Source organism: Amycolatopsis coloradensis, from assembly GCF_001953865.1.
Classification (GTDB): Bacteria; Actinomycetota; Actinomycetes; order Mycobacteriales; family Pseudonocardiaceae; genus Amycolatopsis; species Amycolatopsis coloradensis.
Genome location: NZ_MQUQ01000021.1, coordinates 108,546 through 121,192 on the forward strand (window position 1 = coordinate 108,546; position 12,647 = coordinate 121,192).

Sequence of the window (12,647 nt, forward strand, 5' to 3'; positions counted from 1 at the left end):
TCTCTTGTCAGTCACTACGTCGTCACTACTTCTTGACGCCGGTTGCCACCAGCGCGGTGCGCGGGACTTCCGCGATGTAGTGCTCTTGCTCGCGTCGAACCGAGATCGGTCCGAGCGTCTCCTCGACGAGAGCTTCGAGCTTCGCCTCGACGTCTTGCTGTGAGCCCGAGATCTTGCAGAGGTCGTATGCGCTATACAGATGCATGAGTGCGTTGCGTCGTGCCTCCCCAGCCGTCGGCGCCTCCACTATAAACGGATCATGCATATCACACATTCGCATATCGCGAAAGCCGGCGTCGGCGAAGAGACCGTCGATCTCCGCGCGAGTGAGGTGTTCGTGGGGGTGACCTGTGCGCGAATACGGATGCACGACATCGTCGAAGAACCGCGCGGCGGGCTGACCGGCCTCGAACGCGTGCAGCACGAGCAGGGATCCGGGCTTGAGTGTGCGGTATGCTTCCAAAACGGCCAACTGCCGGGCCTGCGGACTCAGAAGTTGCGTGCCGTAGCCGATGAGAACGCCATCCAAGGAGTCGTCTCGGAACAGGCTTCTGGTCGCGGACTGGCGGATGTAGGGCAGATCATGTGCGCGACAAGAGCTTATCATCAGGTTCGAGATATCGGCCGTGAACACGGTGGGGGCATTGTTTCCGAGGGTCGCGGACAACCGTGCGACGGTGCCGCTGCCGCCCAGGACGTCAAGCACCCGAAGGGCCGGTCCGGGAGTTTCGCCAGACGCAGTTTCGCCAGAATCAGGAGAGAACCACTTCATGAGGCTCGTCATGCCGACTCGTCGGCTGTTCGAGCTGTTCTGCGCTTGACTCCAAGCCAGCCCGCGGCCTCCTGTGTCCTGGTCTTCGAACTCCCAGGACAACGCGTTCAGTTCCTTGAGGTAGTCCTCGATCGCATCGGCCTCGATGCGATCTGGGTCGAGCAACTCGTACAGACTGGGGTGTTTTTCTTGAATCTCCTGCAGATACTCCTGAAAGGTAAGATCGGATATGTAGTTGTTGCTGGTCATCGGACTGCCTCCGAGCGAATGTCAGGCGTCGCCGTCGAGCGCGTGGTGTCAACTGTGGCGATATCGTCAAAAATCCCGAGCACGATCCGTTCGGCATCGACAGTCTGCCTCGACGCAATTCCCGGACGAGGCAAGGCATGCGTATAGAAGTGCGGCCCTTCGACCACGAACCCGACGGCCCACAACCTGGAGTGGACTCGCCCGTCAGCCTTCTTCACGCGCAGGTTCTCGTCGATGTCGATCCCGGAAGGATGGTACTCCCCGTTCATGAACGGTCTGACCAGACGACGCCGCAAAAGGTTCGCCGACAGGGGAGAAGAGTCGGTGCGGGGCGAGTACTTGTCGAGTCTCGCGGAAATCACCACGTCGGCGGCGGTATATTCTGGCCCATCGGGGTAGTCCAGTGAAATCCGGTAGTTGGGCTCGTTTTCGGGTGTATCGATCCTGCTGGCGGCGCCACCGGCGACATCGAGGATTCCGGCTTCGAACAGAGCCAGCCATTCTTCATTGCGGCGCAGGGGAGGGCCAAAGGCAACCCGGTTCACGATCGGGTCGAACTGCTCGACGAAATAGCGATGTGAGGCTGGTGTCAAGCCGCCGTACTCCACTGCTGCGCGGAACGCCTCGCGGGCATCCCGCAAGACATCGGTCGCGGCCTTGACGCCGCTTGTGCGGTTACCGCGATACGCTTCGCCGAGATCGTTTGTCATGAATGCCAAGAACCATCGGCGAAACTCCGCCCGCGATCTGAAGTGCTCGTCCTCCAGCGGCCACAGGATCTGCCGGATCAAACGAATTTCTTCTGGAGTCGTTGTGAAGCCGGTTACGTCGACGTGCTCATTGCCTTCCGCGGTCCGATAGGCATAGGCCATCTCAGTAATGAGCAGCGGTAGAAGATCAGTACCGAAATCGATCCGCGCATCACCCAGCGTCATGGCGCGGGCGCGAAGTCGAGCGACGGCCTGCGGCGTGAAAAACTGGCAAATGTGGCGTCCGGTCCGCCCCTTCTGGTTGACGCCGCGGGCTGCGAAAGGCAGTGCCTGACGAGAGCAGAGCCAGAGCCGTGGCTCACGTCCAGAAGCTTTGTACACCAACTTGCTCTTCTCGGTCCGGTACGTGCCACCACGGCCCAGAGTGAGCGCCGATACCACATCGTGAGCAGTGAGACCGAGGCCCTGGATCGCCACCCGCGCGTCGCTTGCGATCGCGTCCAGCTTGCCGATCGGATAGGGAGACGCGAAGTAGGCGAGATGCGGGTTCGCGGCTCCTTTGTCGTGCGCGAAGGCGGCTAGCCGCCGATCCTCAGCTGTCTGCACACGTTGCCCATGTCCCATGGCCAGCACGGAATACCGCGCGAAGACTGTCTGCCCATTGTCGAGACCAATCGCGTACACATCGTTCTCGAACCGCATATCGATTGCCCGTGCGCGCACGTGCTGGACACGGATATTGAGAGGCAGCGCGGAGACGACCTGACGGCCGAAGGCGGCCAGGTACTCGCCAAGGAGGACGCGAGGGAGGTGGCTTCGCTCCGCCACTGGTTGCTCTTCATGTCCATCAGGAGCACGGGCTCCACCCAGATGCCGGCGATAGCGCTGCTCAGCGGCCCAGTCGAGCACCGATGGCGTGCTGTCATCTCCGACGGAGCTCAGCGGTGGGCGCATCGTGACCTGTGACGCGAGGGTGTTGATCAGAAGATGACTGGGCTGATCCGTGGGATGACTGCCCTCACCGAGGTTTCCGGGGTCGATCACCACCACGTGAAGGCTTACGTGCTGGGGTAGCTGTTTTCTGTGCTCCACAAGCCGCTCGAGGATGGTCAGCGCCCGGGGGCCGCCACCGATGATGGCGAGCCGGAAGCTAGACATTGGCCGCGTCCGCACGCGAATCCGCGAAAGCCAGACTTGCGACCGGGGCGGAGTGCACCATCGCGATGTCAGGACCGAACTGAGAGGGGGGAAACGCGGTCAAGACCAACGGATCGTGCCCCGGGATGATGCGATCAAGGTCTTTGGCCCGCGCCGCGAGACGCTCGTAACCGTCGAGATACTCCGCGAAGTCGACAAAGCTCGGGAAGGGAAGGCGCCGACGAATATTTTCGTAATAGTGCACGGCATCGCTGGCGAGTATGATCTCCCCGCGTGCTGTGGCAACGGTGACGAACTGCAGACCTTTGGTATGACCACCACACAGGTGCACGGAGATGCCTGGAGCGATCTCCTCGTCTCCGTCGACGAAGTGTAGCCGACCCTCGTAAAGACTCTGCACGGCGGCAGCCACGTCGACGGCCTCGTAGGTCCTTCGCAATTGCGGATGCCGCATGCTGCGCCCCGTGCAGTACTGCATCTCGGCGGTTTGCATATGAATTCGCGCGCCAGGAAATTCGGAGATGTTTCCAGCGTGGTCGTAATGCATGTGGGTCACGATCACGTCGCTGACATCGTTGGCGGTGACACCCAAACGCCCCAGCAGGTCGAGCGGATGCGAGTGGTAGTGCCGACCACGACGGATAGCGGTTTCGGGCGTGAAGCCGGTATCGACCAGCACGGTGCGCCCTTGTCCGCGAATCAGCCAGACGAAGAAGTCGAGCGGCATTTCCGCCCCATGGAGCGGATCCTCGCCGAGAAAGTTGTCGGCGCTACTGCGGCCGTAGTGCGAGGCGTATCGCAGGGCGAAAACCTCGTAAACGGGCGGGTCGGAAACACTCGGGGTCATCGCTGGGCCGCCAAGGGAGAAGGGTCGACGTTCGTGCACCACAGGATTCCGCCGGTGCGTGTGCTGCCCGCCGGAAAACGACCGCCGATGGTTGTACCGAATCGCGCAAGCGAGGAACTGAGTATGACTGTGACTGTCGGTAGACCTAGGGAGATCATAGCTATATAACATAGCGGGCATCAAACGCCTGCGGCAACAGGTCACATTGACTCATCGAAAACGCGCCAACTGCTTACGGCTGCACGACCTCGATCGGAGTCGCCCGTAGGTGCGGCGTGATTCGGCGTGCATGGCTTGGACGTGTTTCAACGGCACGCCATTCGTACTAACCCGAGCACGACACATTCAAAGCCCGGCATGCCTTTTGGGTGATTTTCGTTGCAGGCGGCCGGTCCGCTGAAAGAAGGGTGCATTTACGGTAAAGCGCGCACACTGTCGATCAGAACAGAATGCGGCTGCCCAATTGTTGAACGTGTTGTCTATTCACGGTACTGAAGCGTCCGCTATCCGGTATTACGGTTCGGCTGCCTCAGTTCGTTGGCAAGATTTTTCCATCGTTCGGCGCACACCAAGGCAAGCTCGGCGAAGTTGTCGCGGCGGTATTCAGGGACACCCTGAATGAGATTATGTCGCTGGTCGTCATTGATGTCACAGATGCTGAGCCAGTGCAGCAAGGTCCGCGCGACGGCATTGAACCGCAATGAAGGATCCTTGCGCAGGCCCTGCAAGTCCGGGCTGACCGAGCCCGGCCGTGGCGGCTCCGGGAGCACCTTCTCTTTCGAATACTTCATCGGCACAGGATCGTCACCGCGTCGCAGCCGGTCGCGGACATCGCGGGCCGTTCCGGTCGAGATTCCGGCCGTGCTCGCGATCTCGCGTAACGGGGCATCCGGTCGTTCGGCGATGATCTTGGCGGCTGCCCGTCGCCCTTCCGCGGTGGTCAGCGGCCGTATCCTGCCGTCTCTGCCGATCCGTGCGTGCGACTGACTGGAATTGTCGGTTGCACGGCTTCGGATGGCCCCTACCGTCGGCGCGCTCAACCCCGTCACCTCGGCAATGGCCCGATCGGACCATGCCGCTTGCGACTCCAGTATCCGCAAGACCGCCGCCTCGCGATCTGCTCGGGTAAGCGGGAGCCCATGCCGCACATTCGACCGGACGGACTGCACGAATGCTTCGAAATCCGTACCGTCGAAGTACGTGATTGTGATTTCCGAGTCTCCACGCAAGCGGGCAGCGAGGATTCGATGTTTCCCATCGATCACCCGCATGGTAGACCGCTGCACGAGAACCGGCGGCAGATCTGCGTCCGCCTCGGCGAGCAATTCGACGTGCTTCGGGTCCTCACCGTCAAGCCGCAGTGAGTCGGCAAGCATCAACGCATCAAGCGACACTGAATCTGACACTGTTTCCCCCACCCCAAGATGCCCGAGTCGTCCACCTCCGACAGAGTTACCACTGTCGCAGACAGGATCCCCGGTTGGCAATAATCGTTCATCCAGGCCAGCTGGTGGACCATCTGCTTGGACTCCCGCGAATCCAGTGCCTTCTTCGCGGCAGTGTGCACCCTGGGCCTCGACCATCACAGCTCCATGGTCCCGATGGCCGGACGGGCATATTCGCCCTGCTGAGAGCACCTTCGGTACTTGACTGCGAATGGTGTCGGATGTGTCCTTATCTCGCGTCCGACGGCTACCGTCCACCACGCCGCTGACAAACAGGACGAAAGTCCGCACGGACTCTGACTCCGGTAGTCCAGGTTCGAGCCCCGGGCCGGGATCCGGCGAGTTCTGCCATATTGGTCCATATGCCTACCGTTCCCGAAAACGTTGCCGTGCCCGTGGAGAACGACTACGACTCCTTCGCCGAGGCGTACGCGGCCGAGAACGAGACCAGTCTCAACAACGCTTACTACACGCAGCCCGCGATCGTGGACCTGGCAGGGGATGTGGCGGGCAGGCGGATCCTCGACGCGGGCTGCGGGGCCGGCCCGATATTCGCGGAACTGCGCGACCGGGGCGCCATCATGACCGGTTTCGACTCCAGCGCCAAGATGGTGGAGCTGGCCAGGAAACGACTCGGTGACGACGCCGCACTGCGGGTCGCCGACATCGGCGACCCGCTGCCGTTTCCCGACGGCGAGTTCGACGACGTCATCTCGGCTCTCGTTCTGCACTACCTCGAAGACTGGTCCGCGCCACTGGCCGAGATCAGGCGTGTGCTGAAGCCCGGCGGCCGGCTGATCATGGCCGTCAACCATCCCGTCATCTTCAAGCTGCTGTATCCCGACGCCGACTACTTCGCGACCGTCAAGTGGTCCGACGAGTACAACTTCAACGGTCGGCAAGCCGTGCTCACCTTCTGGCATCGGCCGCTGCACGCGATGACCGACGCCTTCACCGCGGCCGGTTTTCGCACGGCCGTCGTCAGCGAGCCCTATCCCGCGCCGGGCGCTCGCGAGCGGTTCCCCGACGAGCTGGCGGGGAAGACGGCTTTCCTGAGCTTCCTGTTCTTCGTCCTCGAGGCCGTCTAGCTCCGGCGGCGCTCTCTTCCCCAGTACAGGAAGGCCTCCTTCCTTGCGTTAGGCGCAAGGAAGGAGGCCTTCCTGTACTTCAGGCCGGGGCCGCGAAGGTGCAGCCCTCTGACCAGGCAAAACGCTCTCAGATCGCCGCTGAGCGCCGAAATCCGTCGCCCGGGTGTCCTCACCCCGGCGACTTCCGATTCGCGCGGGCGCGTTTGCCGTCCCCTCGTGCCCACTTTTTGAGCGAGCGCACCGGTCGATCGAGCCCCGGCGATTTGATACTTCTCGATGCTCAGTCATAAGAGGCATTATCACTTTGCATCATCCTGCCTTGAGTTACGCGTCAAGCTGGCGCGTAACTAGTTTCACGTATCGCGTATCACGCGAAAATGGGGGTGTACCCCGGGAAAACGGCCCGGATTTCGCCGGTGGCGATACCGGCGCCCCGCAGGCGATCGCCGCCCTACCGTGACCCCATGAACTCACCGATCACGGGCACCGCCGCCGGAGTCCCGTTCACCGCGTTGCCACCGGACGGCGACGGCGGCGAAAACGCGCCGCTGATCGTCACCTGGCACATGCTCGACGCGCCGAGGTCCGATGCCGCGTTCGCCGCGGCGCTGCCGATGCGCGGGCTGCCCGCGTGGCGGGTGCACCTCGGGATGCCGATGTGCGGGGCGCGCATGATCGACGGCACCATGGACGCGGGCTTGGCGCTGATCCGCGAGGACGTCCTGATGTCCTTCCTGCACCCGTTCGTCGTGCAGGCGACCGAGGAATTCCCGGACGCGCTGTCCTCGATCCGGGCACAGCTGCCGGTCGGCGACGGCCCGATCGGAGTGCTCGGCGGGTCACTGGGCGGGGCCGTCGCGTTGCGCGTTCTCGCCGACACCCAGATCCCGGTCTTCGCCGGAGCCCTCGTGAACGCCGCCATCCGGATGCGGTCGGTCGTCGACCTGTTCCCCGGTGACTACCCGTACGGCGCCGAGTCCGAAAAGGCCGTCGACAACTTGGACTTCCTTCCCCAGGCGGCCGTCATCGCCGAGCGGGCACCGCTGCTGATCGTCAGCGGCGAGCAGGATCATCCGGATCTCCGCGCCGACGCGATCCGGCTCGCCGATGCGCTGGGGGAGAGGTCCGAGCTGCTGTCGATCCCCGGGCTGGCGCATCCGCTCGCCGAGGAGCCCGGCATCGAGCCCGCGCCGCAGTTGCCGGTGGCGCGCGAGGTGGACGCCGGTCTCATCGCGTGGTTTCGGCACCACCTCGCGCGAAGGGGCTAGCTCACCATGCCGCCGTCGAGAGGAGCGGTCACTCAGCAGCCATGCGGCGGCTTCCGCGACCACCCCGGGTTCGGCCACGCGTCCCAGCGGGGTCCGGGCGTTGAGCTGCTCCAGGGTGTCCGGCGAGGCCTCGACCCACTCGGTGAACATCTCGGTCAAGGTCGTGCCCGGGGCCACGGCGTTGATGCGGATCCCTTCCGGGCCATAGGTGACGGCGACCGCGACCAGCAGGTCTTGATCTACACCGCCGAGCCCGGCAGCCGGTCGGAGGAGGCGTTGCGGCTGCTATCGGTCGTCGGGACGCAGCGGATGGGCATCCCGCTCTGAACCCTTTGTAGGTTCCCTCGATACCAGTGGATCGACGCGCAGCGCGATCGCCAGCGCGAACCGGCCCGCCGGATCGTCGATCGTGCCGCCGAACAGCGTCCGCAGCTGCCGGATCCGGTAGCGGACGGTCTGGACGTGGATGTGCAGTTCGCCGCCGATCGCCTGTGGCTGGTCAGGGCGCGCGAGCCACGCCGAGAGGGTCGCGGTGAGCCGTTGCCGCGCCAGCTCGGGCAGACCGGCCAGTGGCGCGAGGACGTCCTGCGCGAACTCGGTGGCGAGTTCGGGATCGGCGGTCAGCAGCAGGTCGATGCGGTGATCGGTGGTGTGGACGAGGGCGCTGTCGCCGAGTGCGCCGGTGCGGGTCAGCCGCCACAGCGCACTCGCCCTGCGGGCGCTGAGCGCGGCCGAGCGCAATGGCACCACCGGGCCGACCCCGGCCTGTTCTCGGCCGAGCAGGTCACGCAGCCTGCCGAGGTACCACTCGAACCGGTCGGCGGGCATGACGACGGCCGTGAGGTCGTGGTGGCGGCCGATCAGCACCCGTCCCGGCATCCGGTCCAGCAACGGTGGTGCTACATCGGCGCTGGTGACGGCGATGACGAGACGAGTGGGCAGCACCCACGCGGCCTGGCTCGCGGCGTCGTCGAGCACGTCGCGCGGGACTGCCGTTTCGGTGAGCAGGAGGCCGAGGAGGCGGTCCCGCCGCGCCTGCCCGGCCCTCGCCGCCTGTGACCGCGCTTCGGCGTAGCCGTCGGCGGCCGCGGCCGAAAGTTCTGCGATGAAGGCGAACAGTGCCTCGCCGAGCTCGACTATCGCCTGGGTCGGCAGATCCACGGCGGGCGCAGCCGAAGTGAGCTGCCGCCAGACCCCCAGCGCGGCCGACTGGTAGAAGCCGAGCATCTCCTCCAGGCTGCGGCCCGCGGTGTGCTGAGCCCGGCCCTGTGCGCGGTAGACCTCGCGGTCGGTAGTGACGTCAGGATGGCCGATCTCGCTGAAGAAGGCGTCCAGTGCGACGTCGAGGGTGACGTGGAGGTTCGCCGCCGTCCGGCCGTCCAGCGGGATCCGGAGCCCGGCGCGGACCTGGTCCATCGCGGCGGACGCGATCGCGGCGATGTCCGGCTCCAGCCGGGTCAGCACCGAGGCGTCCAACCGGCGCCACGGCTGTGCCGACGGCGTAGTCATAGAGGAAACCTACAAAACTCCGGACAAGAACGCGCGGCTGGAATCTAGTGAAGCACCCACCGCCCGGCGGACGCTGTCCCCGGCATTCGACGACGCATGCAGGAGGCGGCAGTGACACGTTCTCGCTGGGGAAGATTCGCTCGTATCGCCGCGGTGGCAGGCACCGCGCTGACCCTCGTCGGACTCGGGACGCCCGCCCTCGCGGCGGAGCGCGAGGTGTACGTCGCCATGGGGGACTCGTTCTCCGCCGGCTCCGTCGTCCTGCCGCAGTCCGACCTGCTCACCTGCGCGCGGTCCACGATCAACTACGCGGGACTGCTGGCTAAGCAGCTGAAGGTGGACGAACTGCGCGACGTCACCTGTGGCGCCGCGACCACGACGAACTTCCCCCATCCGCAGAAGGGCATCATCTCCGGCACCAACCCGCCGCAGTACGACGCGCTCTCGGCCGACACGACACTGGTGACCGTGGGGATCGGTGGCAACGACGTCGGGCTGGTCGGGCTCGCCACGTCGTGCGTGAACCTCCTGCCGGTGGGCACGTCCTGCAAAGCGGCCAACACCGCGGGCGGGGTGGACAAGTACGCGAACAAGATCGACGCCTTCGCCGCGACCTACGGCACGGTCATCGAGACCATCCGGCAGCGCGCCCCGCAGGCGAAGATCGTCATGGTCGGCTACCCGACCGGGATCAAACCCGGTGGCTGCTGGCCGGTCGTCCCGGTGCTGCCGCAGGACGCGGACTACATCCAGGCCAACATCGACCGGCTCAACGCGCGGATGGCCGAGCAGTCCGCGGCGCACGGCGCCGAGTACGTCGACATCCGGACGCCGAGCATCGGCCACGACGCCTGTCAGCCGATCGGCGTCAAGTGGATCGAAGGGCTGATCCCGTCGGTGGTGAACAACAGCTTCGCGCCGCTGCACCCGAACGCCGCCGGTCTCGCGGCCGTGGTGCCGAGCATCCGCAAGGTGCTGTAGCGAACGGTCTCGTGAACCGCCGGAGCCCCACCAGTCACAACTTTGGCGCGTGAAGGCCCCCTTCACGCGGCTCAGCCGAGGAAACGCGACCTTCACACCTTCCCCAAGTACGTGAAGGACCCCTTCACTGCGCCCAGCGCAAGGAAGGGGTCCTTCACGTACTTCAGGTGACCGGTGACCGTCTGGTCAGGCGGTCGGTGCCCAGTACAGGAGCCGGTTCGGGGAGCCGGAGCCCGGGTTGGTCACCTTGTTCGGGGTGGCCGCGTTGATCAGCGCGGTGGCCACCTGCGCGGGCGTGGCGGTCTTGTTGTTCTGGAGGAAGCGGGCCGCGACGCCGACCACGTGCGGGGTCGCCATCGAGGTGCCGCTGATCGTGTTCGTCGCGGTGTCGCTGGTGTGCCACGACGACGTGATGTTCGAGCCCGGGGCGAAGATGTCCACCAGGCTGCCGTAGTTGGAGAAGCTGGACCGCGCGTCGGTGTTGGTGGTCGAGCCGACGGTGATCGCCTGGGACACGCGGGCGGGGGAGAAGCCGGACGCGTTCGCGTTGGAATTCCCGGCGGCCACGCCGTAGGTGACGCCCGCGGCGATCGACCGGCGGACGGCGTCGTCGAGGGTGGTGGAGGCGCCGCCGCCGAGGCTCATGTTGGCCGCGGCGGGCTTGACGTGGTTCTTGGTGACCCAGTCGATGCCGCCGATGACCCCGGCGGTGGTGCCGCTGCCGGAGTTGTTGAGCACGCGGACGCCGTAGATCGTCGCGCCCTTGGCGATGCCGTACTGCGAACCGGCGATGGTGCCGGCGACGTGGGTGCCGTGGCCGTTGCCGTCCTGGGCGACGGCGTCGTTGTCGACGAAGTCGTAGCCGTTGCGGGCGCGGCCGCCGAAGGTCTGGTGGCTGATCCGCACACCGGTGTCGATGACGTAGACGTTCACGCCGGCGCCTGTCGAGGTGTAGCTGTAGCTCTGGTCCAGCGGGAGATTGCGCTGGTCGACGCGGTCGAGACCCCAGGACGGCGGGTTGACCTGCGTCGCGTCCGCGTGGACGACCTGGTTCTGCTCGACGGAGGCCACCGACGGGTCGGCGGCGAGACGCTTGGCCTGCCTCTCCGACAGCGTCGCGGAAAAGCCCTTGAGCGAGCTGCTGTAGACCTGCTCCACCTTCGCGCCGAAGCGGCTGGCCAGCGTGTCCACGACGCCGGAGTCCTTCAGCGTGACGATGTAGCTGTTCGGGATCGCTTCGGCGGATCCCGCGGCGAGGATCTGTCCCTCGGCGGCCTGCGCGGGAGCGGCGGTCACGCTGATCGCCACTGCGACCGCGCTCGCCATTCCGGCACGGGACAGCCAACGTGCTTGTCTCATCTCTCGCATGTGTTCGTCCTGTCGTTAGCAGGGGGACCGGCCGGGTCAAGACCTCAGCGGCGGAAAGCGGTCCAGCTCGACCGCATGGGACGGCACCTGCCGAAGCCCACGGAAATCGAGGTTATTGAGCGTTTGACATGTCCGATATCGACTGAATGGGGCAGGACCTGACCTTCGTCTGGCGGCCATTGGCGGCGGGTGCCCTGCACGGAAAGTGCACGTCGGCCCCGCCGTACGCTGTGGGCGGAACACTTGCCGAGTATCTGGAGTACGAACCACCGTGCCTGTCACTTCGAGCCTGCGAGCCGACTGCGAGAACTGCTTCGGTCTGTGCTGTGTCGTCCCGGCCTTCGCGGCCTCGGCCGATTTCGCGATCACCAAACCGGCCGGACAGGCATGCCCGAATCTGCGCGAGGACTCCCGGTGCGGCATCCACGACAAGCTCCGCAAGACGGGCTTCACCGGCTGCACGGTTTACGATTGTTTCGGCGCGGGCCAGAAGGTCTCCCAGATCACCTTCGACGGCGAGGACTGGCGAAAGACGCCGAAGACGGCGAAGTCGATGTTCGCGGTCTTCCCGGTCATGCGGGACCTGCAGGAACTGCTCTACTACCTCACCGAGGCGGCTGCGCTCCCGACGTCCGCGGCGATCCGCGACGACCTGGCCGCGGCCATCGACCAGACCGAGGCGATGACGCTCGAAACGCCCGGTGTGCTGCGGAAGCTGGACGTCCACACGCACCGGGGCGCGGTGAACGGCCTGCTGCTGCGCGCGAGCGACCTCGCCCGCGCCGAGGTGCCGGGCAAGAAGAAGGACCGGCGCGGCGCCGACCTCATCGGCGCGAAGCTCAAGGGCTCGAATCTGCGCGGCGCGCTGCTTCGCGGGGCTTACCTGATCGGCGCGGACCTGCGGGGCGCGGATCTGCGGCGGGCCGACGTCATCGGGGCGGATCTGCGCGACGCCGACCTCCGGGGCGCGGACTTGCGCGACGCGTTGTTCCTCATCCAGTCGCAACTGGACGCCGCGAAGGGTGACGCGACGACGACACTGCCGCAGTCGCTCTCACACCCCGCTCACTGGTAGTCCTGTGTGGACGATTTCCTGCTCCCAGTCTTACGGTCACCGTGGCCACGTGCGCCCTTGACGGGCGAAATTCCGTGTCCAGCAAGGAAACCACGGCCCTCACACCGGCCTGCCCGAGTGAGAGGCTCGTGTAGGCCGGTACAGCGTCGGGCATCCCACCGGTGACGATGATCGTGC

At 65.4% G+C, this 12,647-nt stretch carries 10 protein-coding genes and 1 pseudogene; 4 read left to right on the forward strand and 7 right to left on the reverse strand.

Going from position 1 to position 12,647, the window contains the following annotated elements; translation table 11 throughout:
* Positions 1 to 25 precede the first annotated feature (25 nt).
* From BS329_RS34985 to BS329_RS42965, 4 genes are all read right to left on the reverse strand, one after another.
* Positions 26 to 1,021, reverse strand: a complete 996-nt coding sequence (locus tag BS329_RS34985) for a class I SAM-dependent methyltransferase (RefSeq protein ID WP_076166959.1) — start codon at positions 1,019 to 1,021, stop codon at positions 26 to 28.
* Positions 1,018 to 2,889, reverse strand: a complete 1,872-nt coding sequence (locus BS329_RS34990; protein ID WP_076166962.1) for an FAD/NAD(P)-binding protein — start codon at positions 2,887 to 2,889, stop codon at positions 1,018 to 1,020. Before BS329_RS34990 ends, BS329_RS34985 begins: the two co-directional genes overlap by 4 nt.
* On the reverse strand, positions 2,882 to 3,736 hold the full coding sequence (locus tag BS329_RS34995; RefSeq protein WP_076166965.1) for an N-acyl homoserine lactonase family protein: 855 nt from the start codon (positions 3,734 to 3,736) through the stop codon (positions 2,882 to 2,884). The genes BS329_RS34990 and BS329_RS34995 overlap by 8 nt, the downstream gene beginning before the upstream one ends.
* Positions 3,737 to 4,239: 503 nt before the next feature.
* Complete coding sequence (locus BS329_RS42965; RefSeq protein ID WP_244197412.1) at positions 4,240 to 5,142, reverse strand: streptomycin biosynthesis regulator; 903 nt, start codon at positions 5,140 to 5,142, stop codon at positions 4,240 to 4,242.
* Positions 5,143 to 5,543: 401 nt separating this feature from the next.
* Here BS329_RS42965 and BS329_RS35010 point away from each other — a divergent pair, with 401 nt between their 5' ends.
* Together BS329_RS35010 and BS329_RS35015 are read left to right on the forward strand one after the other, a co-directional pair.
* On the forward strand, positions 5,544 to 6,269 hold the full coding sequence (locus BS329_RS35010) for a class I SAM-dependent methyltransferase (protein ID WP_076166975.1): 726 nt from the start codon (positions 5,544 to 5,546) through the stop codon (positions 6,267 to 6,269).
* A 464-nt stretch (positions 6,270 to 6,733) separates the two neighbouring features.
* A complete protein-coding gene (locus tag BS329_RS35015; protein ID WP_076166977.1) occupies positions 6,734 to 7,537 on the forward strand; it encodes an alpha/beta hydrolase family protein in 804 nt (267 codons plus the stop codon).
* Positions 7,538 to 7,615: 78 nt separating this feature from the next.
* Here BS329_RS35015 and BS329_RS44880 read toward each other — a convergent pair.
* Both BS329_RS44880 and BS329_RS35025 read right to left on the reverse strand, forming a co-directional pair.
* Positions 7,616 to 7,714, reverse strand: a pseudogene (locus BS329_RS44880) (short-chain dehydrogenase); the annotation flags it as partial.
* A 108-nt stretch (positions 7,715 to 7,822) separates the two neighbouring features.
* Positions 7,823 to 9,046 (reverse strand): PucR-like N-terminal domain-containing protein, encoded by a 1,224-nt coding sequence (locus BS329_RS35025; protein WP_076166981.1) that lies wholly within the window; start codon positions 9,044 to 9,046, stop codon positions 7,823 to 7,825.
* 153 nt (positions 9,047 to 9,199) lie between these two features.
* Here BS329_RS35025 and BS329_RS35030 point away from each other — a divergent pair, with 153 nt between their 5' ends.
* Positions 9,200 to 10,027: an SGNH/GDSL hydrolase family protein gene (locus BS329_RS35030; RefSeq protein WP_076166984.1), complete on the forward strand. Its 828-nt coding sequence runs from the start codon at positions 9,200 to 9,202 to the stop codon at positions 10,025 to 10,027.
* Between the two features lie 186 nt (positions 10,028 to 10,213).
* Here the strand turns inward: BS329_RS35030 and BS329_RS35035 are convergent, their stop codons facing one another.
* A complete protein-coding gene (locus BS329_RS35035) occupies positions 10,214 to 11,395 on the reverse strand; it encodes a S8 family peptidase (RefSeq protein WP_341866350.1) in 1,182 nt (393 codons plus the stop codon).
* Positions 11,396 to 11,666: 271 nt separating this feature from the next.
* Here BS329_RS35035 and BS329_RS35040 point away from each other — a divergent pair, with 271 nt between their 5' ends.
* Complete coding sequence (locus BS329_RS35040) at positions 11,667 to 12,470, forward strand: pentapeptide repeat-containing protein (RefSeq protein WP_076166989.1); 804 nt, start codon at positions 11,667 to 11,669, stop codon at positions 12,468 to 12,470.
* Positions 12,471 to 12,647: the final 177 nt, after the last annotated feature.

Bases quoted from the DNA above. Each gene is read 5' to 3' on its own strand.
- BS329_RS34985 (WP_076166959.1), bottom strand. From the start codon at position 1,021: ATGACCAGCAACAACTACATATCCGATCTTACCTTTCAGGAGTATCTG.
- BS329_RS34990 (WP_076166962.1), bottom strand. From the start codon at position 2,889: ATGTCTAGCTTCCGGCTCGCCATCATCGGTGGCGGCCCCCGGGCGCTG.
- BS329_RS34995 (WP_076166965.1), bottom strand. From the start codon at position 3,736: ATGACCCCGAGTGTTTCCGACCCGCCCGTTTACGAGGTTTTCGCCCTG.
- BS329_RS35010 (WP_076166975.1), top strand. From the start codon at position 5,544: ATGCCTACCGTTCCCGAAAACGTTGCCGTGCCCGTGGAGAACGACTAC.
- BS329_RS35015 (WP_076166977.1), top strand. From the start codon at position 6,734: ATGAACTCACCGATCACGGGCACCGCCGCCGGAGTCCCGTTCACCGCG.
- BS329_RS35025 (WP_076166981.1), bottom strand. From the start codon at position 9,046: ATGACTACGCCGTCGGCACAGCCGTGGCGCCGGTTGGACGCCTCGGTG.
- BS329_RS35035 (WP_341866350.1), bottom strand. From the start codon at position 11,395: ATGCGAGAGATGAGACAAGCACGTTGGCTGTCCCGTGCCGGAATGGCG.